Here is a 22,957-nt window from a genome sequence, read left to right on the forward strand (position 1 = left end):
CGACTTGCCCCGGCACCAGCCGGGTCCCGCCCCCTCGGCGGCGAGGTCGCCGGCGCGGCGCAGCGCGAGCCGGCCGGCCCGCGCGTGCCGTGCGCCGCCGCCGGTCCGGGCGTGCCGGTGCAGTGCCCAGCCGACGCCGGCCCGCCCGTCGGCGAAGGCCGCACCGGTGGGCAGGTCGTCCCGCTCGACGGCGTCGGCGAGCCGGTCGGCCCAGCCGCGGGCGAGTGCCGCCGCCGGCGGGTGGTCCAGTTCCGCGTGCACCGCGTCCATGGCGGCCAGGCAGCCCGCGCCCCCGTCGGCCCAGCCGACGGCGGGGGAGCCCGCGCTGGCGGCGGCGGCGAGGTCGACGGCGGTGCGGGCCTGCCCGGCGAGCCCGGGGTCGCCCAGCAGGGTGCCGAGCCGGGCGAGGCCGTACGCGATGCCGCCGAGGCCGTACAGCCCGCCGGGACCGATCGCGGCCACCAGGTCGGGGCGCGCGCCGAGCAGCCGGAACAGCCCGGGCACGGCGCCGACGGCCCGGTGGGCCAGCTCGGCGTGGCGGGCGGTGCCGGTCACCGCGGCGAGCTGGGCCAGGAAGAGTGCCACCCCCAGGTGCCCGTGGGCCAGCCCGGCGCCCGTCGGCAGGACCAGCCACTGCCGGTCGTCGACCAGCTCCAGGCCCAGCCAGTTCACCCGGTCGTCGCCGGCCACGGCGCGGGCCTGGAGCTCGTCGGCGAGGGCGCCCGCCGCGGCGATCAGGCGCTCCGGCGACGCGTCGGCGTCGGCCACCGGCCGGTGTGCCGCCGCTGCGGTGTGCCCTCCGGGGACCGGGCGCCGGGTGGCCAGGGTGGCCGCGACGATCCACTCCTGGTGCCGCCGGTCGGTGTCGCCCAGCGCGGCCAGCTTGTCCAGCGCGGCGTCGAGCCCGGGGCGGGCCAGCGGCACCGGGAGCGGCCCGCCCCCGGCGGCCCGGACGGTCCGGCCGCCGGCTGTCACCTCGAAGAGCGGGACGTCGCCGTCCCACAACGCGGCCACCTCGTGCGGGGGAAGTTGGCCGAGGAACGGGTGCGCGCCGGCACTCGACCAGAGGGCACCGAACGCGCGGTCGCGCTCCAGCGCGTCGCCGAGGACGTCCGGGTGGGTGGTGCCGGTCAGCAGGGCGCGGTAGGCCGAGGTGGGGCGGGCGACCAGCCGCACAGGTACGGCGGCGCAGGCCACCACCAGTTCGGTGAACTCCCGCCGGTGCGTCCGGATCGCCTCGTACGCCAGCCGGAACCCCGCCCGCAGCGCCGGCTCGTGGGCCGCGGGGTCGACGTCGGTGTCGCCGAGGCGGGGCCGGTTGCGGCCGCCGGCGAAGTCGACCGCGCGCCGGGTCATCCGCATCCGGTCGGTGCCCGGGTCGGCCCAGTCGATCGCGCTGGTGGGCGCGGTCGCGCCGCGGTCGCCCCCGACGCCGGAGAGGTCGAGCGTGCCCTGGTCGCCCACCACGATCAGCGGCAGCAGGCCGGTGCGGTGCACCGACTCGGCCAGCAGGTCGGCGGCCGGGTCGCCGGTGCCCGCCGGTTCGCCGAGCGCGGGGTGGAAGAGCGTCTCGGTGTCCACCACGACCGGCGTGGCACCGGCGGCGATCAGGTTCTCGTAGTGCATGTCCGTGGCGTGCAGGGCGTGCAGCAGTGCGAGCAGGGCGCCCTGGCGGCGGTAGAAGCCGTCCGCCTGCTCCGGACGGCGCAGCGGCGCCGCCTCGACGTACTCCGACCAGCCGTAGCCCGGGCGGGACAGGGCCGCGACCCCGCGCAGCCCCAGCCCCGGCGCCCGCCGCTCCAGCCACTCGACGAAGCCGCCGAACCGGAGCTGGGAGGTCAGGTCGCGCGGCTTGTAGACGACGCGTCGACCGTCCGCGAAGCGCAGCACCGCCGTCGTACGGCCACCGGCGTGCGCGTCGCCCAGGTTGCTGCGGACCGCGACCAGCGGGCCGGGATCCTCGTCGCCGAGCAGGGTACGGACCAGGTCGTCGCGGTCGGCGACGAACCGGGTGAGCAGTTCGAGCCCGGCACGGGCGGCCATCGTGCCGGTCTGCGCCAGCAGGCGGGCGAGCACGGGGTAGCGCTCCACCAGTTCGGCCAGCCCGGCGGGGTCGCGCAGCCCCGCCACGAAGTCGGCGAAGCGGGCCGTGCCGTCGGCGCCGGACAGCAGGCCGGCGGCCCGCCGGCGATGCAGCTCGAAGACCAGCGTGCGGGCCGCGACGGAGAGCAGCTGGTCGCCCAGTTCGGCGGCGAGGTCGTCGGTGAGGGCGGGCAGGTCCGCCGTCCGCGCCGTCGTCAGCCGGCCGGCACCGGCGACGAACCGGTCCACCGCGACCTCGACGAACGGCCGCAGGGGCGCGGCGAGGGCGGCCCGCCAGTCCGACGGGTCGGCGGGCGGGCGGGGCGCAGCCGCGGCGCGCAGCGCCGCCTCGACGGTCTCCGCCCAGGCCGGGCGGACCGTCCTGGCCGCGAGCGCGGCCCGGTCCTCCGCGAGCAGGTCGAGCAGCCCGGCCTCGTCCAGGCCGATCCCGGCGAGCCGCGTCGCCAGGCCCGCCCCGTGCCCGGAGCGCCACGGGGCCAGCCGCCGTTCGGCGTCGTCCACGCCGCGCGCGGCGTGGACGCGTTGTGGGGTCGGGGTGCCGGCCCGTGTGGGCGCCCGTTCGTGCAGCGCGAGCCCCGACGCCCACCAGTGCGGGGCCAGCCGCACGCCGGGACGGGCGTGTGCGGCGGCGCCGGCGGGGGGAGTCGAGCTCACCGTTGCAAGGTGCCAGAGCGGGGCGCGGAGTTCATGAGTGGAAACCACTCACATTCATGTCGTCCCGGCAGGCGGCGGGGCCGCGCGGGGCGGGCGGTGCCGCCGCCGACGGTGCCCGCCGCGCCGGCCGGCGCTCGGGGCCGGCGCCCGGCCCGCCCCATTCTAGTCACCAATAGTGATCAGTTGAACGGGGAGAGTGATGCGGGCCGGAATTTGAGTGTCGCTCACGCATGTGGTCGGTCGCGGTGCCGATGAGTCTTCGGACGACTGTTCTGACCCGGGGCGGCGCGACGAACGGAGCAAGTCATGGAGTTTCGGGTGCTGGGGCCGGTGGGGGCCCGCCGGGGCGACGCGGAGGTCGCCCTGGACGGGGCGAAGCAGCGTACGGTGCTCGCGGCGCTGCTGCTCGCCGAGGGACGCACCGTCACGGACACCCGGCTGTGCGAGCTGCTCTGGGGGGAGCGTCCGCCGGCCACCTTCGCCGCCCAGCTCTACAACTACGTCTCGCGGCTGCGCAAGTACCTCGGCGCCGGGGTGGACATCGTCCGGCAGTGGTCGGGCTACCAGATCCGGATCGGCACCTCCCGGTTCGACCTCGACGAGTTCGAACGCCTGGCCGAGGCCGGGCGGGAGTCGCTGCGCGGCGGGCGGCACGCCGAAGCCGCCGAGCGGCTGCACGCCGCCATGTCGCTATGGCCCGGCCCGGCGCTGTCCAACGTGACCGAGCACCTCGCCGTCGCCGAGTCGCACCGGATGGCGGAGCTGCGGATGTCGGTCCTGGAGAGCCGCATCGAGGCCGACCTGCTGCTCGGTCGGTACGTCCCGCTGGTCCCCGAGGTCACCCAGCTCGTCGCCGAACACCCGCTGCACGAGGGGCTGCGGGGGCAGCTGATGACGGTCCTGGTGCGCAGCGACCGGCAGGCCGACGCGCTGGCCACCTACCACGAGGGCCGCCGGGTGCTCGCCGACGAGCTGGGCGTGGACCCGGGGCCGCTGCTCGCCGAGGCGTACCGGTCGATCCTCGCCGGCCCGCCGGCGCCCGCGCCGGCCCCGGCGGTCGTCGCGGAGCCGAGCTGGCACGGGGTGCGGCCCGCGATGCTGCCGCCCGGGGTCGGTGACTTCGCCGGCCGGGAGGAGGAGCTGAACGGGCTGCTGCGGGTGCTCACCGCCGCGCCGGCGGCCCGCCCGCCGGTCGCCGTGGTCACCGGCATGGCCGGCGCCGGCAAGAGCACGCTGGCCCTGCACGCCGCCCACCTCACCCGGGCCGCGTTCCCCGACGGCCAGCTCTACGCGGACCTTGGCCGCGCCCGGGGCAACGCCGTCGAGCCGTACGACGTGCTCGGCTGGTTCCTGCGCAGCCTAGGCCACGTCGAGCCGGCGATCCCGAAGGGGCTCGACGAGCGGGTCCGGCTCTACCGCAGCCAGCTCGCCGGCCGCCGGCTGCTGGTCATGCTCGACGGCACCGCGGACTACGCGCAGGTCGCCCCGCTGCTGCCCGGCGATCCCGGCTGCCAGGTCATCGTCACGAGCCGGCTGCGGATGCCCGAGCTGGCCGGCGCGACGTCGCTCGAGGTCGGCACCCTGGACCGGGAACAGGCCCTCGCACTGCTCGGTCGGATCATCGGGGCCGGGCGGGTGGCCGGGGAGACCGAGGCCGCCACCCGGATCATCGAGCTGTGCGGGCGGCTCTCGCTCGGTGTCCGGGTCGCCGGCTCCCGGCTCCTGGCGCGTCCCCACTGGTCGCTCGGCTACCTGGCGGACCGGCTCGCTGACGAGCGGTACCGGCTGGACGAGCTTCGGCTGGGTTCGATGGACGTCCGGGAGCGACTGGACAGCAGCTACCACCAGCTGGCCGACCTGGGCCAGCTCGCCCTGCGTCGGCTGGCGCTGCTGCGCACGCCGGCCTTCCCGAGCTGGTGCACCGCCGAGGTGCTGGGCATCTCCCGGGACGCCGGCGAGGAGGTCGGGGAGAACCTGGTCGACGCCCGGCTGCTGGAGATCGTGGAGTCCGACGGCGGCCGGCGGCAGCGGTTCCGCTTCCACGACCTGGTCCGCGTCTTCGCCCGGGAGAAGGCCGACCAGGCCGACCGTACGCTGGTTGCCGGCGCCGGGGCGCTGAGCGCGGTGGGGAACTGATCGGCGGGTCGCCCGCGACGGTGGTCAGGTGTCGTAGCGGCAGGTGCCGCCGGTGCCGGCCGTGCAGTCGTTGAGCTGGAGCGACTCGACGTTTGTCGTGTGGCTGCCGGTGGTGCTTCGGGCCGGCACGGCGACGGTCAGCCGCACCGATCCAGGTGGCGATCAATGCCCCGCGATGGTGAAGAGCATCATGGCGGGTGGGGCGGACCGGCGTGACCAGCGCCGCCGGGCGCGCGGAGGGCCGGCACAGTAGAGAAGATATAGCCGGCGGCCGCATGGTGGCCGCGTGAACGCCCTGACATCGGCCGACTGCGCGACGGCCGTCCCCGTCGACGTGGAGCACGTCGCCCCCGACACGATCGTGGCCAGGATCCGCCCCGACCTCGGCGATCCGGTCTTCGCCGGCCACTACCCGGGATTTCCGCTGCTGCCCGGGGTGTACATCTTCGAGTTCGTGCACCGGGCGGTACGCGCCGCGGCGCCCGGGCTGTCGCTGACCGAGATCGTCAGCTGCCGCTTCCTGCTGCCCTTCCGGGGCGACGACGAGCTCGTCGTGACGATCCGCCGCAGCGGCGAACTGTGGCGCGGCGAGGTCGCCGTCGCCGCGGTGCCGGTCGCCGAGGTGCTGTTGCGCTACGCGAGCGAGGAGTGACCACCATGATGGGGATCGACGAGATCAGGCGGATCATCCCGCACCGGCCGCCGATGCTGCTGGTCGACCGGGTCACGGAGCTGGTGCCCCGGCGGCGGCTGGTGGGCTCGCTCACCGTCGGCGGTGACCGGCCGCTGCCGATGTCGCTGCTCCTGGAGTCCTGGGGCCAGGCGGCGCTGGTGCTGATCCGGCACGACCGGCCGATGCCGGACGTGCTGACCGACGGCGTGCCGGTGGCCGGGGTCTTCGAGCACATCCGCTTCGGCCGGCCGGTGCTGCCCGGGGAGACGGTGGAGCACCACGTCACCATGAACAGGTTGGTCGCCGACACCGCCTTCGTCACCGGCGAGAGCGTCGTCGGGTCAACGGTGGTGCTGCGGGTGGGCCGGCTCGTCGGGGCGATGCGGTCGGTCGAGTCCCTGCGCGCGTCCCTGGACGCGGCGAACCGGGAGCCCCGCGCGGCGGCTCCGCAGCACCCGGCGAGGCCGGTGGGGATCCCGGCGGCGGGGACGTCCGGAGCGGCGCGGTGAGCGCCGGTGCGCGGCCGGTGGCCCTGGTCACCGGCGGCTCGCGCGGCATCGGCCGGGCGGTGGTGCGGCAGCTGGTCCGGGACGGCTACGACGTGGCCATGTGCTACCAGTCCAGCAAGGACGCCGCCGACGAGGTCGTCGCGCAGGCGGCCCGCGACGGCGGGCGCGTGCTCGCGCTGGCGGTCGACGTCGCCGACGCCGCGGCGGTCCGGGACTTCGTGTCGACCGCCGAGAGGGAGCTGGGCGACCCCGACGCGGTGGTCAGCGTCGCGGGGATCATCCGGGACCGGCCGCTGGCCCTGATGAGCGACGCCGACTGGCGCTCGGTCATGGAGGTGAACCTGGACGGCACCTACCACCTCTGCCGCGCGGTGGTCCGCCGGATGATGCGCCGGCGCGCCGGCGCGATCGTCACGGTCTCCTCGGTGTCCGGGGTGTCCGGCAACGCGATGCAGACGAACTACTCCGCCTCGAAGGCCGGGATCATCGGCTTCACCAAGGCGCTGGCCAAGGAGGTCGGCCGGTACGGCATCCGGGCGAACGTGGTGGCGCCGGGCTACGTCGACACCGACATGATCGCCGCGCTCTCCGACGAGCTGGGCGCGATCGCCCGGGACCGGGTCGCCCTGGGCCGCCTCGGGCGCGGCGAGGAGATCGCCGAGGTCGTCTCGTTCCTGCTCTCCGCCCGCGCGTCGTACCTGACCGGGCAGGTGGTCACCGTGGACGGCGGCCTCTCGATGTGACCGGCCGCCGGCCGTGACCGGCGGCGACCCTCGGGTACCAGGGCCCGAGCAGCCGGGTCAGGATCTCGGTGCGGTAGGCGTCCGCCCCGACCAGGATCCGGGCCCGGTTGCGTGCCACCCCGCGCAGGATGGCGCGGGCGGCGTGCTCCGCCGAGGTGTCGACCGAGCGCTCGAAGTGCTCGCGGACCGCGGCGTAGTCCCGCAGCCCGTCGTTGCGGGCGTTGCGCATGATGTTCGTCCTGATCCGGCCGGGGTGCACGCAGCTCACCGTGACCGGCACCCCGTCGGCCCGCAGCTCCTGCGCCACGGCCTCCGTGAAGCCCCGCACGGCGAACTTCGCGGCGTTGTACCCGCTCTGCATCGGCGCGCCGGCGAGCCCGAGCACGCTGGAGACGTTGACCAGGTGGCCGCGCGACGCCGTCAGCAGCGGCAGGAACGCCCGGGTGCCGTGCACGACGCCCCAGAAGTCGACGTTCATCACCCACTCGAGGTCTTCCCAGGCCCCGTCGACGACCGAGGCGAGCAGAGTCACCCCGGCGTTGTTGACCACCAGGTCGGCGCGGCCGAAGTCGGCGCCCACCCGCTGCGCGTGCTCCAGCACCGCCTCCCGGTCCGCCACGTCCAGCCGGTATCCGCGTGCCCGGCCCCCGGACGACCCGCAGCGTCGTACGGTCTCCCGCAGCCCCTCGTCGTCGACGTCCGAGGCCGCGACCCGGGCGCCCCGGGCGACCAGCTCGACGGCGAGGGCGCGGCCGATGCCGGAACCGGCGCCGGTGACCACCGCAACCCTGTCAGTGAAGTCTCTCATCCTGGACCTTCTCGATCGGCCTTCGGGCCTCGGCGGTCCGCGCCCGGCGCAGGCTCTCCCGCCCGGCTATGGCTTTCCTATGCCGCGTCGATATGTAGAGAAGCTATGAGGCCGCTGCCCGAGCCTCTCTCCCGGCAGCCCTCGTGACGGGCTGCCGGCCGGGTTGACGAAGGGAGAACGATGTCGGACATCTTCGGTTCGGCGATCACCGGGCTCGGCGCCTATCGGCCCACCCGCGTGGTCACCAACCCGGACATCGCGCTGCGTACGGAGGTGACCCCGGAGTGGATCGAGGAGCGTACCGGGATCAAGACCCGGCACAGCGCCGGCCCGGGGGAGACCGTGCCGGTGATGTCGGCGGAGGCCGGCGCGAAGGCGCTGGCGATGGCGAACGTCGACCCCTCCGAGGTTGACCTGCTCATCCTCGCCACCGCCACCAAGCGGGACCGCATCCCGGGCGGGGCGCCGGAGGTGGCGCACCGCATCGGCATCCCGGACACGGGCGCGTTCGACCTGAACGCGGCCTGCGCGGGCTTCGCCTACTCGGTCTCGGTCGCCTCCAACGCGGTGCGCCTCGGCGAGGCGCGCAACGTGCTGGTCATCGGGGCCGAGCACCTCACGGAGTTCATCGACCCCGAGGACCCGGCGACGTACGTCATCTTCGGCGACGGTGCCGGGGCCGCGGTGATCTCCCGCTCGGAGCGCCAGGACATCGGCCCCGTGGTCTGGGGCAGCGACGGGCGCCGGGCCCCGATCCTCGGCACGAAGTGGGCGCGCGACGGCAAGGAGTACGCCTCGATGAACGGGCCGCTGGTCTACCGGTGGTCCACGAAGAACATCCCCCCGGTGGCCCGGGAGGCCTGTGCCCGCGCCGGGATCGACCTGTCGGAGATCGACTGGTTCGTGCCGCACCAGGCGAACCTGCGGATCATCGAACAGCTCGCCGAGATCCTGGAGATCCCGGAGGACAAGGTCGCCCGGGACGTGGTCGACACGGGGAACACCTCGGCGGCCTCGGTGCCGCTGGCGCTGAGCCGGCTGCACGAGAGCGGCCGGACCAAGCCCGGCGACAAGGCGCTGCTGCTCGGCTTCGGCGCCGGGCTCGCCTACGCCGGCCAGATCGTCCGGATGCCCTGAACAACCTTCCTCGAAAGGACACTGACATGACCGTTGACCAGGTGGCCGCCGACGTCGAGCTGCTGACCCGCAAGCTGATGACCGAAAACCCGGAGCGGCCGATCTCGGCCGACGACACCTTCGTCGACCTGGGCCTCGACTCGCTCAAGCTGGTCGACCTGCTCGGCGCCGCGGAGGTGCACTTCGACATCGAGGTGCCGGACGAGGAGGTCGGCAACTTCGTCCGCGTCCGCGACCTGACCGACTTCGTGCTCGGCGCCAAGTGAACGCCGGCGACGGGGACGCCCGGGAGCTGTCCGTCGGTCAGGCCGCGCAGTGGGCGCTGTACCGACTCGCGCCCGAGAGCTCGACCAGCAACGTGGTGACGGCCGTGCTCGCCGAGCCGGCCCTCGACACCGACGCGCTGCGGGCCGCCCTCGTCGCCGTACAGGAGCGGCACGACCTGCTGCGGTCCCGGTTCGCCGAGACCGAGGCGGGACCGGTACGGCTCGTCGACGGGGCCGGCTCGGGCGCGGTCGAGCTCCGCGACGTCGGCGACGTCGACGACGCGGCCCTGCGGGACCTGGTCCGCGCCGTCGGCGAGCAGCCGCTGCGGCTGGAACACGACGGGCCGCTGCGGGCCGTGCTGCTGCGCCGGCGCACCGACTGCGCGCTGGTGCTGGTGATCCACCACATCGCCACCGACGGGCTCTCCCAGTGGCTGATCTGGCGGGACCTCGGCGAGGCGTACCGGGCGGCGCGGGGCGGCGGGTCGGTGCGCTGGCCGTCGCTGCCCCGCTACGACGAGTTCGTCGCCCGCGAGCGGGCCCTGCTGGCCGGCCCCCGGCGCGCCGAGCTGGCCGAGCACTGGGAGCGCGCCTGCGCCGGGGCGACCGCCGCGACCCTGCCCACCGACCGGCCCCGCCCCGCCCACCGCTCCTACCGAGGCGCGGCCGTCGCCCGGATGCTGCCCGACGAGGTCGTCCGGGCGGTCCGCGCCACGGCCGCCGCCCTGGGGGTGACCCCGTTCAGCGTCCTGCTCGGCGTCTTCGAGGCGCTCCTGCACCGCTGCACCGGGCAGCGCGAGTTCACCATCGGCTGCCCGGTCTCGCTGCGCCGGGGCAGGGCGCTGCGCGAGGTCGTCGGGATGCTGGTGAACCCGGTCGTGCTGCGCTCGTCGTTCGAGCCGGAGACCACCTTCGCGGCGGCGATCGCGGCCGCCGGGCGCCAGCTCACGGAGGGCGTGGCGCGCGCCGCGTACCCGTTCGCACTGGTCCAGGCGGCCCGCCGGGACCGGGACCCGCTGGTGCGGGTGACCATCACCCTGCTCACCCGGCAGCACGGCGACACCCTCTCCGACACCAGCAACGGCTTCGTCGGGCACCGGGTCCGGCAACTGGTGGTGCCCTACGACGAGGGCCAGTTCGACCTCGCCGTGACCATCCACCAGCTGCCGGACCTGTCCCTGCGCACCGAGTTCAACTACGACACGGACCTGCTCGACCGGGCCACCGTCGAGCGGCTCTTCGACCAGTACCTGGCCCTGCTCGGCGCGGCCTGCGCCGAGCCGGGCGCGACGGTCGCCGACGCCCCACTGGTGGGCGACGCGGAGCGGCGGATGCTGCTCGAACTCGGCATGAGCTGAGCACCCGGCGAGCCGGCGCCCGTCCACGACGCGCCCGGCGCCCGTCCTTGACGCGGGCGCCGGCGACACAGCGCCCGCACCGGTGCGGGCGACCTTCCGACAGCCCGGAGAGGGGGTTGAGATGGATCAGGGAATTCTCTCCACGGTCGGCAACACGCCCCTGGTGCGGCTGGACCGGTTGTTTGCCGACTTTCCCGCCCGGGCGTACGCGAAGCTCGAACAGTTCAACCCCGGCGGCAGCATCAAGGACCGGGCGGCGCTGAACATGCTGCGCGGGAAGATCGAATCCGGTGAGCTGGTGCCGGGGCGGTCCGTGGTGGTGGAGTCCAGCTCCGGCAACCTGGCTATCGGCCTGGCGCAGATCTGCGCGTACTTCGGCATCCGGTTCATCTGCGTGGTCGACCCGAAGACCACCCGGCAGAACCTGGCGGTGCTGGCCGCGTACCAGGCCGAGATCGACATGATCGAGCAGCCCGACCCGGAGACCGGCGAGTACCTGGCCGTGCGGCGGCGCCGGGTGCGCGAACTGGTCGAGACCGTGCCCGGCGCCTACCGCCCCGACCAGTACACCAACCCGCTCAACGCGCGGGCCCAGCGGCAGACCATGGCCGAAATCATGGTCGAGCTGGACGGTCGCGTCGACTACCTGTTCTGCTCCACGGGCACCTGCGGCACCCTGGTCGGCTGCGCGGACTACCTGCGGGAGAACGGTCACCCGACCCGGATCGTCGCCGTGGACGCGGTCGGCAGCGCGATCTTCGGCCACCCGCCCGCGCCCCGGCTGATCCCCGGGCACGGCGCCTCGGTCGTGCCGCCGCTGGCCGCCACCGCCCGGCCGGACGAGGTGCTGCACGTCTCCGACCTGGACTGCGTGGTCGGGTGCCGGCTGCTGGCCGTCCGGGAGGCCATCCTCGCCGGCGGTTCGTCCGGCGCGACGGTGGCCGCGCTGCGCCGCCGCGTCGCCGACCTTCCGCCCGGCAGCACCAGCGTCCTGATCTTCCCGGACAACGGCGACCGCTATCTCGACACCATCTACTCCGATCGCTGGGTGACCGAACAGTTCGGCGAGGTCAGCCACCTGTGGAAGGGCGACAAATGCTGATCATCGGCCACGCCGACGTCCGGACCGTGCTCGACGGCGACGAGGCGGCGGTCATCGACCTCGTGCGGGAGGCGTACCTCCTGCACGAGCAGGGCCGCACCAGCGTGCCGCACTCCGTCTTCCTGCGCTTCCCCGACGCCCCCCGCAACCGCATCATCGGCCTGCCCGCGTACCTGGGCGCCGACCCGCCGGCCGCCGGCATGAAGTGGATCTCCTCGTTCCCGACCAACATCGAGCGGGGCCTGGACCGGGCCAGCGCCGCCATCGTGCTGAACTCGCTGGAGACCGGCCGGCCCGAGGCCGTGATCGAGGGTTCGGTCATCTCCGCCCGGCGGACCGCGGCCGGCGCGGCCCTCGCCGCGCGGCTGCTGACCGCCGGCCACCGCCCCGACGGCCTGGCGCTGATCGGCTGCGGTCTGATCAACGAGCAGGTGCTGCGCTTCCTGAGCGTGGGCCTCGCCCCACCGGCCGCGTTGGTGCTGCACGACACCGACCCGGGCCGGGCCGGGGCGTTCGCCGCGCGGGCCGCGGCCCTGCTGCCGGGCGCCGCGATCAGCGTGGCGGCGAGCGCCGAGCAGGCGCTGGCCGCGCACCGGCTGGTCTCGATCGCCACCACCGCCAGCGAGCCGCACCTGGGCCTGGCCGCCTGCCAGCCGGAGAGCGTGGTGCTGCACCTGTCGCTGCGCGACCTGCACCCCGAGGCGGTGCTGACGGCCCGCAACGTCGTCGACGACCCCGACCACGTGTGCCGCGAGCGCACCTCGCTGCACCTCGCCGAGCAGCTCACCGGCGGCCGGGAGTTCATCCACACCACCATCGGCCGGCTGGCCGGCGGCGCTCCGCTGCCGCACGCCGACGTCGCCGGTCCGGTGGTGGTCTCGCCGTTCGGACTGGGCGTGCTCGACATCGCGCTGGCCGAACACGTCCGCCGCACGGCGGCCCGGCGGGGCCTCGGCGTACGGATCGACGACTTCACACCCGTACCGGCCGCCGCCGTGGCGACCGGGGAACCCACGAGGGAGAGAACATGAGCGACGACGACCGTAGCTACCTGGTGGTGCTCAACGACGAGGAGCAGTACTCGATCTGGTGGAGCGACCGGGCGCTGCCGGCCGGCTGGCGGGCCGAGGGCACCGAGGGCACCCGCGACGAGTGCCTCAGCCGGATCAACGAGATCTGGACCGACATGCGGCCGAAGAGCCTGCGCGCGCGCATGGACGGCGCCTCCGTCTGACGGCCGCGCCGGCGGCGTCACCCCGGCCGTCCGCGCTCAATCCCCACCCCGGAGGAACACCCATGAGCACCCCTTCGTCCACCCTGCCGGCCGCCGGAGCGGGCACGGCCGACCCCGTCGTCCTGCCGGACCTGATCGCCCGCCAGGCCGCGGCGACGCCCGACGCGGTCGCGGTGCTCGCCGGCGACGTACGCGTCGGCTACGCCGAACTCGACCGCCGCGCCAACCAGCTCGCGCGACACCTGGTGGGGCTGGGCGTCGGTCCGGAGTCGACGGTCGGCGTGCACCTGCGCCGCGGCGTCGACCTCGTGGTCGCGCTGCTCGGGGTGTGGCGGGCCGGTGGCGCGTACCTGCCGCTGGACCCGGCACACCCGGTGGACCGGCGGCGGTGGATCGTCGCCGACACCGGGGTGGACGTCGTGCTCACCCAGGCCGACCTGCGCGACGACAGCCTGACCGGACCGTCGCACGTGGTCTGCCTGGACACCGAGCGGTGCCGGATCGCCGCCGCGCCGCAGACCGCCCCCCCGGTGCGGATCGACCCGGAGAACGCCGCCTACGTCATCTACACCTCCGGCTCCACCGGCCGCCCCAAGGGCGTGGTCGTCACCCACCGGGGCATCGGCAACCGGGTGGCCTGGACGGTCCGGCAGCACGACCTGGCGGCCGGCGACCGGGTGTTGCAGAAGACCGCGCTGAGCTTCGACGCGGCCGGTTGGGAGTTCTTCGCCCCGCTGATCTGCGGGGCGACGGTGGCGCTCGCGCCGGACGGGGCCGAACGCGACCCCGCCGCCCTGGTGGCTGCGGTCATCCGCAGCGGGGCGACGGTGTTGCAGGGCGTCCCGTCGGTGCTGCAACTGGTGACGGAGGAGCCGGACTGGCCGCGGTGCACCTCGCTGCGGCTGGTCTTCTCCGCCGGCGAGCCGCTGCACGCCGAGCTGTGCCAGCGGCTGGCCGCGGTGCCCGGCATCCGGGTGTGGAACACCTACGGCCCGACCGAGTGCGCCATCGACGTCACCGCCCAGCCGGTCGACCTCGCCCAGCGCACCGGCCCGGTGCCGATCGGCCGGCCGCTGGACAACCTGCGCCTGCAGGTGCTGGACGCGAACCGGCGGCCGGTGCCGATCGGGGTGGTGGGCGACCTCTACGTGGGCGGGGCGGGGCTCGGCCGCGGGTACCTCGACCGGCCCGACCTGACCGCGGAGCGGTTCGTGCCGGACGAGTACGGCCCGGACGGCGCCCGGCTCTACCGCACCGGCGACCAGGTCCGGTGGCGCTCCGACCGGAGCCTGGAGTTCGTCGGCCGCGCCGACGACCAGCTCAAGATCAACGGGGTGCGGATCGAGCCCGGCGAGGTGGAGGCCGCGCTGGCCGCCCATCCCGACGTCCGGCGGGCGGTGGTCGTCGGCGACGCCGCGCCCGGCGGTGGCGTCCGGCTGGCCGCGTACGTCTCCAGCCGGCGCCCGCTGGGCACCGCGCAGCTGCGTGCCTTCCTGGCCGACCGGCTGCCCGACGCCCTGATCCCGGCGGTCTTCGTGCCGGTTGCGGAGTTCCCGCTGACCACCGGCGGCAAGGTCGACCGGGCCGCGCTGCCGCCGGTGCAGCCAGCCGACCAGACGGCCTACCAGGCCCCCCGCACCGACGCCGAACGCCTGGTCGCCCGGCTCTGGCAGGAACTGCTGGACGTCGAGCGGGTGGGGGCGCACGACGACCTCTTCCAGCTCGGCGGCTCGTCGCTGGTGACCGTCCGGCTCGCCAGCCGCCTCGCCGCCGAGTCCGGCGTGCGTGTCGAGCTACGGGAGCTGCTCACCGCGAGCACCGTCGAGGCGCAGGCCGCGCTGCTGGCCGGCGGCGCCTCCGCGACGGCCCCGGTGCTCCCGGTGCCGCGCACCGGTCCGCTGCCGCTCTCCCCGGCCCAGCGCCGGCTGTGGCTGCTGGACCAGCTGCACCCGGGCAGCCCCGAGTGGGTGGTGCCGCTCTACCTGCGGCTGCCCGGCGCGCTGACGCCCGACACCGTGCGGGACGCACTGGACGCGCTCCAGGCGCGGCACGAGGCGCTGCGCACCCGCTACCTGGTCCGCGACGGCGAGCCGCACCAGCTGGTCGTCGCGCCCGCCCCGGTCGAGCTGACCGTCCGCGACGCCGCCGAGGCGCCGCTCGTCGACCTGGTCGACGCGCAGCTCGGGCAGGGCTTCGACCTGCGTACCGGGCCGCTGTGGCGGGCCACGCTGGTCACCTCCGCCGGGGCGGACCACCTGCTGCTGGTGGCGCTGCACCACATCGCCTCGGACGTCACCACCGCTGGGGTCCTGGAGCGCGACCTGCGCGAACTCTGCGCCGCCGGGGCGGCGGGGCGGGCCCCCGACCTGCCGGAGCTGCCGGTGCAGTACGCCGACTACGCGGCCTGGCAGCACCGGCACCTGACCGACGAGCGGGTGGAGCGGGAACTCGGCTTCTGGCGCGAGCAACTCGCCGGGGTGCCCGAGCTGGCCCTCCCGACGGACCGGCCCCGACCGGCCGAGCGGGATCCGCGCGGCGCGCACGTCGAGTTCGAGGTGCCGGTGGAGCTGGCGCGGAAGCTGACCGCGCTCGGCCGGCGCTGCTCGGCGACCCCGTTCACGACGATGCTCACCGGCTTCGCCACGCTGCTGGCGCGCCACAGCGGCCAGTGGGACGTCCCGGTCGGCGCCCCCACCTCCGGGCGACGCCCGGCGGAGGCGGAACAGATCGCCGGCGTCTTCCTCAACCCGGTGGTGGTGCGCTGCACCCTGGACCCGTCCGCCCCCTTCGAGGCGGCCCTGCGGGCGGTCCGGGCCCGGACCCTGGCCGCCCTCGCCCACCAGGACCTGCCCTTCGAGCGGGTGGTCGACGACCTCGCCGACGTCCGCGACCTCTCCCGCACCCCGCTCTACCAGGTGATGCTCAGCGCCCAGGAGACCGGCATCACCGGCCAGTCGGCCGACGACCCGGCCCTGCTGGACGCCCTGCGCCGCGCCGCGCGGATCGCCAAGACCGACCTCACCATGCACGTCTGGCCCCGCCCGGACGGGGCACTGGCCGGCAGCCTGGAGTACGCCACCGCCCTCTTCGACGAGCCGACCGTCCGGCGGATGGCCGACCACTTCGTCCGGCTGATCGCCGCGGCCGTCGCCGAACCGGCCACCCCGATCGGGGAACTCGACCTGCTGCCACCGGCCGAGCGTCACCGGCTCCTGCACGAGGTCCACGGGCCCGCCGCGCCCCGCGCCGCCGCGACCGTCTGCGACCTCTTCGAGGCCCAGCGCGACCGCACGCCCGACGCGGTGGCGCTGCGGCACGGCGACCTCACCACCAGCTACGCGGCGCTGGACGAGCGGGCCGACCGGTTCGCCCACCATCTGCGGCACGCCGGGGTCGGCCGGGGCGCGGTGGTGGCCGTGCTGCTGGACCGGGGCGTCGACCTGGTCGCCGCGATCCTCGGCACCTGGAAGGCGGGGGCGGCCGTGCTCCCGCTCGACCCGGCCTACCCCGCCGGGCGGATCCGGCACATGCTTGCCACCGCCGGCGTGCGGCTGGGCGTCACCCAGGCGGCGTACGCCTCCCGCTTCGACGTGCCCACCCTGCACGTGGACACCCACCGGCTGATGATCTGCGCCGGTCCCGCCAGCCGGCCGCAGCGGGACACCGATCCGTCGGAGACGGCGTACGTGCTCTTCACCTCCGGCTCGACCGGGCGCCCCAAGGGGGTGCTGCTGCCGCACCGGGCGGTGTCCAACTTCCTCGCCTGCGCGGTCGAGGCCGAGGCGCTGGGCGACCGGGGCGAGCGGGCCGGGCGGGGCGACGGCGCGCCGCTGTTCACCACCATCGCCTTCGACCTGTCGATCCCCAACCTGTTCAGCCCCCTGGTCTCCGGCCAGTCGGTGACGCTGCTCCCCGCCGACCTCGACGTCGCCGAGCTGGGCGCGCTGCTCGTCAAGGCCGGCCCGTTCGACCGGTTCATCATGACCCCGCCGCACCTCGAACTGCTCACCGAGCAGCTCGACGACGAGCAGGCCGGCCAGCTCTCCGGGCTGATCTGGACGGCCGGGGCGGCGCTGCGCCGCGAGATCGCCGACCGGTGGCTGGAGCGGCTCGGCCCCGGCGGCCTCACCAACAGCTACGGACCGACCGAGACCACCGTGATCATGACGGCCCATCCGGTCGAGACGCCGCAGACGACCGAGATCGTGCCGATCGGCCGCCCGCTGGCGAACACCACCGTCCGGGTGCTCGACGACGCGCTGCGCCTGCTGCCCGTCGGCGTCGTCGGCGAGCTGTACATCGGCGGCCACTGCCTGGCCACCGGCTACGCCGGCCGACCCGACCTCACCGCCGAGCGGTTCCTGCCCGACCCGTACGGGCCGCCCGGCAGCCGGCTCTACCGCAGCGGCGACCTGGTCCGGATGCGCCCCGACGGGGTGATGGACTTCGTCGGGCGCGTCGACGACCAGGTCAAGGTGCGCGGCTACCGGATCGAGCTGGGCGAGATCCGGGCGGTCGTCGAGGAACACCCCGGGGTGACCCGGTGCGAGGTCGTCGTCCACGAGGACCGGCTGGTCGCCTTCCATCGGGGCGAGGCGCCCGACCTGGCCGCGCACTGCGCCCGGCTGCTGCCCGACTACATGGCGCCGAGCCTGCACGTGCCGGTGCCCGAGATCCCGCTCAACACCAACGGCAAGGTGGACCGGGCGGCGCTGCTCGGCCTGCTCTCCGACGCCGTCTCCGCGGGCGCCGCCGGCGCCGGGGACGCCTTCGTCGCACCGCGCACCGTCGTCGAGGAGCGCCTCTGCGCCCTCTGGAGCGACCTGTTCGGCGTGCCCGTCGGCGCCCGGCACAACTTCTTCGCCATCGGCGGGCACTCCGTGCTGGCGGCCCGACTGGCCGCCGCCGTCCAGGAGGAGTTCGACCTCGACGTGTCGCTCCGGCTCGTCTTCGAGCACCCCACCGTCGAGGCGATGGCGCTCGCGGTGGAGGACCTCGTCCGGGCCGAGGTGGACGCGCTCTCCGACGACGACCTGACCGAAGACCTGCGCCAGAGCAAGGAGCACCAGGCATGACCTCGACCGCGAACCAGCCGAACCTGCGCGAGTCGCTCGTCCAACGCCGGCTGGCGGGCAGGGCCGCCGGGCGGCGTGCCGCGATCCCGACCGTCGACCGCGCGGGCGACCTGCCCCTCTCCTTCGGCCAGCAGCAGATGTGGTTCCTCAACCGGCTGGACGCCACCAGCCCGGAGTACCTCGTCTCGTCGGCGCTGCGCCTGCGCGGCCCGCTGGACCACCCGGCGCTGGCCCGGGCCTGGGACGCGCTGGTCGCCCGGCACGAGATCCTGCGCACCCGCTACGCGCTGGCGGACCTGACGCCGGTGCAGGTCGTCGACGAGCCCCGCCCCCGGGAACTGCCGCTGGTGGACCTCGGCGAGCTGGCCGAGGCCGAGCGCGCCGAGCGGGCCACCGCGCTGACCAACGAGCTGGCCGCCACGGGCTTCGACCTGGCCACCGAATGGCCGGCGCGGGCCACCCTGCTGCGGCTGGGCCCCGCCGAGCACCTGCTGGTGCTCGTGATCCACCACATCGCCTGCGACGCGCCGTCGACGACGGTGCTCCTCGCCGACCTCGCCGAGCTGTACGGCGCGGCCGTGCGGGGCGAGCCGTCGCCGCTGCCGCCGCCGGCGGTGCAGTTCGCCGACTTCGCCGCCTGGCAGCGCGACCGGCTGCGCGGCGAGGCGCTGGAGCGGCGGCTGGCGCACTGGCACGACCGGCTGGCCGACGTCATCCCGCTGGAGCTGCCCGCCGACCGGCCCCGGCCCCGGGTGCGCGACTGGCGGGGCGCGGCCGTCCCGTTCGCGCTCTCGGCCGAGGTCTCCGCCGCGCTGCGGGAGGTCGCCCGGGGCGCGCAGACCACGGTCTTCGCCACCCTGCTGACCGCCTTCCAGGCGCTGCTGTCGCGCTACACCGGGCGCACCGACATCGCGGTGGGCAGCGTCACCTCCGTGCGGGACCGCGCCGAGCTGCGCGACCTCGTCGGCTACGGGATCGACAACCTGGTGCTGCGCGCGCGCTGGACGGGGGACCCGGCCTTCGCCGCGCTGCTGCGCGAGACCCGGGCCACCGTCCGGGACGCCTTCGCGTACGCCGACACCCCGTTCGCGCTGCTGGTCGACGAGTTCGAACCGGAGCGGGACCTCTCCCGCACCCCGCTCTACCAGGTCGCCTTCACGCTCGGCGACGACGCCCCCGGCGGGGACTGGCCGGCCGGGCTCGCCGCCGAGCCGTTCTGGCTGCCCACCCGCGTCGCCAAGGTGGACCTGCAACTGCACGTGGTCGAGGGCGCCGACGGCCGGCTGCGGGGACACCTGGAGTACGCGACCGCGCTCTTCGACGCGGCCACCGTGCGCCGGATGGCCGCGCACCTCGCGCGGCTGCTGGAGCACGTCGCCGCCGACCCGGACACCCGGATCAGCGCGCTGCGCCTGCTCGACGAGGCCGAACTGGCGGCGGCCACCCCCGCGCCGGTGCGCCCCGCCCCGCCGGTGACCGGCACGGTGCACGGCGTCTTCGCCGCCACCGCCGCCGCCCACCCGGACGCCACCGCCGTCGTGGCGGGCGCGCGGCGCCTGACGTACGCCGGGCTGGACGCCGCCGCGAACCGGCTGGCCCACCAGCTGCGGGCCCTCGGCGCGGGCCCGGAGCGGCTCGTCGCGGTCTGCCTGGACCGCGGCGCGGAGCTGGTCACCACCCTGCTCGGCGTGCTCAAGTCCGGCGCGGCGTACCTGCCGGTGGAGCCGGGCGTCCCGGCCGACCGGCTCGACTTCATGCTCGCCGACGCGGACGCGCGGATCGTGGTGACCACCGCCGCCCACCGGTCGCGCTTCGCCGACTTCGACGGCGCGGTGCTGGTGCTGGACGACCCCGAGCACGCCGCCGAGGTCGCCGCGCGGCCGGGCACGGATCCGGACGTCGCCGTCGACGCCGAGAACCTGATCTACGTCATCTACACCTCCGGATCGACCGGCCGCCCCAAGGGCGTCTTCCTGACCCACGCCAACGTGCTGCGCCTCACGACCGTGGCCCAGGACGAACTCAGCTTCGGCCCCGCCGACGTGTGGCCGCTGTTCCACTCGTACGCCTTCGACGTGTCGGTGTGGGAGCTGTGGGGGGCGCTGCTGCACGGCGGTCGGCTCGTGGTGGTGCCCGGCGAGGTCACCCGCTCCCCGGTCGACCTGCTCGACCTGCTGGTCGAGGAGCGGGTCACGGTGCTCAACCAGACCCCGACGGCGTTCCGCGGCCTGGTGGGGCTTGCCCGCGACGGCGACCCCCGCATCGACCGGCTCGCCCTGCGCGCGGTCGTCTTCGCCGGGGAGAAGCTGGAGTACGGCGACCTCGGCCCCTGGGTGGCCCGGCGTGGGCTCGACACTACCCGGCTGCTGAACCTCTACGGCATCACCGAGATCACCGTGCACGCCACCTACTACGAGGTGCGCCCGGAGGACCTGAGCGGTACCGCCAACCCGATCGGCGTCCCCCTGGCCGACCTGAGCATCCACCTGCTCGACCCGTACGGCAACCCGGTGCCGGTCGGCGTCACCGGCGAGATCCACGTCGGCGGGCCCGGCGTGGCCCGGGGCTACCTGAACCGGGGCGGCCTCACCGCCCAGCGGTTCGTGCCCGACCCGTTCGGCCCGCCCGGCGCCCGCCTCTACCGCAGCGGCGACCTGGCCCGCCGCCGCGCCGACGGCAGCCTGGAGTTCGTCGGCCGGATCGACGACCAGGTGAAGATCCGGGGCTACCGGGTCGAGCTGGGCGAGGTCGAGGCCGCCCTCTCGGCCCTGCCCGGGGTGCGGGAGGCCGTGGTCGTCGTCCGCGAGGACACCCCCGGCGACCGGCGGCTGGTCGCGTACTCGGTCGTCGACGAGCAGGCGGAGCTGCCCCGGCCGGGGCAGGTGCGCGCCGCGCTGGCCCGCACCCTGCCCGAGTACATGATCCCGTCGGCGTTCGTCCCGCTGGCCCGGCTGCCGCTGACCGTCAACGGCAAGCTCGACAAGCGGGCGCTGCCCGCGCCCGACCGCGCGGTGACCGCCACCGACCGGCCCTACCTGGCGCCGCGTACGGAGGTGGAGGAGCGGCTCGCCGCGATCTGGGCGGAGCTGCTCGGCCTGGAGCGGGTCGGCGTCGAGGACGGCTTCTTCGACGTCGGCGGCGACTCGATCCGCGCCGTCGCGCTGGCCGGGGCGATCCGGGCCGCCGGCCTCGACGTGCAGGTGCGCGACCTCTTCGAGCGGCGCACCATCGCCGAGCTGGCGGAGTTCCTCACCGGCCGGCCCGCCCCGGCCGCCCCCGAGCCGGCCGTCGCGCCGTTCGCGCTGATCGGCGAGGCCGACCGGGCCGCGCTGCCCGAGAGCGTCGTCGACGCGTACCCGTGCACGCAGGTGCAGCTCGGCATGCTCGCGGAGATGCTCGCCGACGAGCACAACCACTACCTCAACGCCACCACATACCGCATCCCGGACCGGGGCGAGTTCTCGCTCGACGCCCTGCGGGAGGCCGCCGCGCTACTGGTGCGGCGGCACGAGGTGCTGCGTACGTCGTTCGACCTGACCGGCTACTCGGTGCCCATGCAGCTCGTGCACGCCACCGCCGAGATGCCCGTCGGCATGGACCGGGCGCGCGCCACCGACCGGGCCGGCCTGGAGCGGGAGCTGCGCGCCTTCATCGCCGCCGAGCGGGCCGAGATGTTCGACCTGAGCCGGCCGGCGCTGTTCCGGCTGCACGCGCGGGTCTGCGCCGACGGCAGCTGGTGGCTCACCCTCACCGAGTGCCACCCCATCATGGACGGCTGGAGCTACCACTCGCTGATGATGGAGCTGGTCGGCGCGTACCACCGGATCCGCGACGGCCTGCCGGTCGAGCCCCGCCCGGCGCCGCCGGTGCGCTTCGCCGACGCGGTCGCCGCCGAGCTGCGCGCCACCTCAGAGGGGCTCGACCGCGACTTCTGGCACGCCCGCGTCGCCGGCCGGGACCGGTTCGTGCTGCCCGAGGGCTGGGGCGACCCGACCGCCACCGAGGGCGCCCAGTACGACCACTGGGTGCCGCTGCACGACCTGGAGCCGGGTCTGCGGGCGCTGGCCCGCCAGACCGGCGTGCCGTTCAAGTCGGTGATGCTGGCCGCGCACCTGAAGGTGATGAGCCAGCTGACCGGCTCGGCGTCCTTCTTCACCGGTCTGGTGTGCAACATCCGCCCCGAGGTCGCCGGCGCCGACCGGGTGTACGGGATGCACCTGAACACGGTGCCGTTCGTGCACGACGCGGGCGCGCGGACGTGGCGGGAGCTGATCCGCGACACCTTCGCCGGGGAGCTGGAGGCGTGGCCGCACCGCCGCTACCCGCTGCCGGTGCTCCAGCGCGAGGTCGGCGACGGCGGCCGGATGCTCGACGTCCGGTTCAGCTTCCACGACTTCCACCAGATCGACACCGACGAGATCGACTACGCCGACTCGATCGACGACAGCCCCAACGAGTTCCCGCTGGGCGTGATCAGCCGCCTCGGCTTCATCACCCTGGAGGCCAACCTGCGTCACCTCGGCGTCGCCCAGGTCGCCCGCCTCGGTGGCATGTACCGGGCGGTGCTGGAGGCGATGGTGGCCGACGTGGACGGTGACGCGTCGGTGACCTGTCTGCCGGCGGGTGAGGTGTCGGTGGTGCCGGCCGACGGGGTGTCGGTGGTGGAGCCGGTGTCGCGTTCGGTCCTGGCCGAGTTCGAGGCGCGGGTGGCGGAGACGCCGTCGGCGGAGGCGGTGTCCGAGCCGGGCGGCGCGTCGGTGGACTACGCGGCCCTCGACGCCCGGGCCGGGCAGGTCGCCCGCTGGTTGGCCGGCCGGGGTGTGGGTGCCGGTGCGGTGGTGGGTGTGCTGCTGGATCGTGGTGTGGAGTTGGTGGCGTCGATGTTGGGGGTGTGGAAGGCGGGTGCGGCGTTCGTGCCGGTGGATCCGTCGTACCCGCCGGGCCGCATCGCCGCCATGCTGGCCGACGCGGGCGCCCGCGTCGTGGTGACGTCGCACCGGTACGCCGACCGCTTCGCCCCGGCCGGCGTGGAGGTGGTGCGCGTCGAGGAGATCGGGGAGACGGAGGCGTCCCTGCCGGCCCGCGCCACGGATCTGGACGGTTTGGCGTATGTGATTTTCACGTCGGGGTCGACGGGGCGGCCGAAGGGTGTGCAGGTG

At 75.2% G+C, this 22,957-nt stretch carries 15 protein-coding genes; 12 read left to right on the forward strand and 3 right to left on the reverse strand.

Translation table 11 applies throughout. The annotated features are described in order from the left end of the window. The coding region (locus V6V16_RS25525) for a type 2 lanthipeptide synthetase LanM family protein (RefSeq protein WP_334566040.1) at positions 1-2,757 on the reverse strand (2,757 nt) is incomplete at its 3' end. Between the two features lie 306 nt (positions 2,758-3,063). Here V6V16_RS25525 and V6V16_RS25530 point away from each other — a divergent pair. Further along, on the forward strand, positions 3,064-4,893 hold the full coding sequence (locus V6V16_RS25530; RefSeq protein ID WP_334566042.1) for an AfsR/SARP family transcriptional regulator: 1,830 nt from the start codon (positions 3,064-3,066) through the stop codon (positions 4,891-4,893). 24 nt (positions 4,894-4,917) lie between these two features. Here V6V16_RS25530 and V6V16_RS25535 read toward each other — a convergent pair whose 3' ends face one another. Then, positions 4,918-5,040 carry a hypothetical protein gene (locus tag V6V16_RS25535; protein WP_334566045.1) on the reverse strand — a complete coding sequence of 41 codons (123 nt, stop codon included), beginning with the start codon at positions 5,038-5,040 and terminating at the stop codon, positions 4,918-4,920. Positions 5,041-5,179: 139 nt separating this feature from the next. Here V6V16_RS25535 and V6V16_RS25540 point away from each other — a divergent pair, with 139 nt between their 5' ends. The 3 genes from V6V16_RS25540 to fabG are packed head-to-tail and all read left to right on the forward strand — an operon-like array spanning position 5,180 to position 6,818. After that, positions 5,180-5,545, forward strand: coding sequence for a hypothetical protein (locus V6V16_RS25540; protein WP_334566048.1), 366 nt, complete (start codon positions 5,180-5,182; stop codon positions 5,543-5,545). Positions 5,546-5,550: 5 nt separating this feature from the next. Further along, a complete protein-coding gene (locus V6V16_RS25545; RefSeq protein WP_334566050.1) occupies positions 5,551-6,075 on the forward strand; it encodes a 3-hydroxyacyl-ACP dehydratase FabZ family protein in 525 nt (174 codons plus the stop codon). Beyond that, positions 6,072-6,818: a 3-oxoacyl-ACP reductase FabG gene (gene fabG / locus V6V16_RS25550; protein WP_334566052.1), complete on the forward strand. Its 747-nt coding sequence runs from the start codon at positions 6,072-6,074 to the stop codon at positions 6,816-6,818. Before V6V16_RS25545 ends, fabG begins: the two co-directional genes overlap by 4 nt. On the opposite strand, the gene V6V16_RS25555 is transcribed toward fabG, so the two are convergent. Continuing rightward, positions 6,790-7,626, reverse strand: coding sequence for an SDR family NAD(P)-dependent oxidoreductase (locus tag V6V16_RS25555; RefSeq protein ID WP_334566054.1), 837 nt, complete (start codon positions 7,624-7,626; stop codon positions 6,790-6,792). The genes fabG and V6V16_RS25555 overlap by 29 nt on opposite strands. A 189-nt stretch (positions 7,627-7,815) precedes the next feature. Here V6V16_RS25555 and V6V16_RS25560 point away from each other — a divergent pair, with 189 nt between their 5' ends. The 8 genes from V6V16_RS25560 to V6V16_RS25595 form a co-directional block, all read left to right on the forward strand. Next, a complete protein-coding gene (locus tag V6V16_RS25560; RefSeq protein WP_334566065.1) occupies positions 7,816-8,763 on the forward strand; it encodes a beta-ketoacyl-ACP synthase III in 948 nt (315 codons plus the stop codon). A 26-nt stretch (positions 8,764-8,789) separates the two neighbouring features. Continuing rightward, a complete protein-coding gene (locus V6V16_RS25565) occupies positions 8,790-9,029 on the forward strand; it encodes an acyl carrier protein (RefSeq protein ID WP_334566055.1) in 240 nt (79 codons plus the stop codon). Then, positions 9,026-10,387, forward strand: coding sequence for a condensation domain-containing protein (locus V6V16_RS25570; protein WP_334566056.1), 1,362 nt, complete (start codon positions 9,026-9,028; stop codon positions 10,385-10,387). Before V6V16_RS25565 ends, V6V16_RS25570 begins: the two co-directional genes overlap by 4 nt. A 121-nt stretch (positions 10,388-10,508) precedes the next feature. Further along, the gene (sbnA, locus tag V6V16_RS25575; protein ID WP_334566057.1) at positions 10,509-11,489 is read left to right on the forward strand and encodes a 2,3-diaminopropionate biosynthesis protein SbnA; all 981 of its coding nucleotides are present in this window, start codon (positions 10,509-10,511) and stop codon (positions 11,487-11,489) included. Further along, on the forward strand, positions 11,483-12,520 hold the full coding sequence (gene sbnB / locus V6V16_RS25580; RefSeq protein WP_334566059.1) for a 2,3-diaminopropionate biosynthesis protein SbnB: 1,038 nt from the start codon (positions 11,483-11,485) through the stop codon (positions 12,518-12,520). Before sbnA ends, sbnB begins: the two co-directional genes overlap by 7 nt. Next, a complete protein-coding gene (locus V6V16_RS25585) occupies positions 12,517-12,723 on the forward strand; it encodes an MbtH family protein (RefSeq protein WP_334566060.1) in 207 nt (68 codons plus the stop codon). The genes sbnB and V6V16_RS25585 overlap by 4 nt, the downstream gene beginning before the upstream one ends. Positions 12,724-12,785: 62 nt before the next feature. Then, positions 12,786-17,798: an amino acid adenylation domain-containing protein gene (locus V6V16_RS25590; protein WP_334566062.1), complete on the forward strand. Its 5,013-nt coding sequence runs from the start codon at positions 12,786-12,788 to the stop codon at positions 17,796-17,798. Further along, positions 17,795-22,957: amino acid adenylation domain-containing protein (locus V6V16_RS25595; protein WP_334566064.1), on the forward strand; the 5,163-nt coding region annotated here is incomplete at its 3' end. The genes V6V16_RS25590 and V6V16_RS25595, both read left to right, overlap by 4 nt.

The sequence above is a fragment of the Micromonospora sp. CPCC 205561 genome, from assembly GCF_036906775.1.
Taxonomy (GTDB): domain Bacteria; phylum Actinomycetota; class Actinomycetes; order Mycobacteriales; family Micromonosporaceae; genus Micromonospora.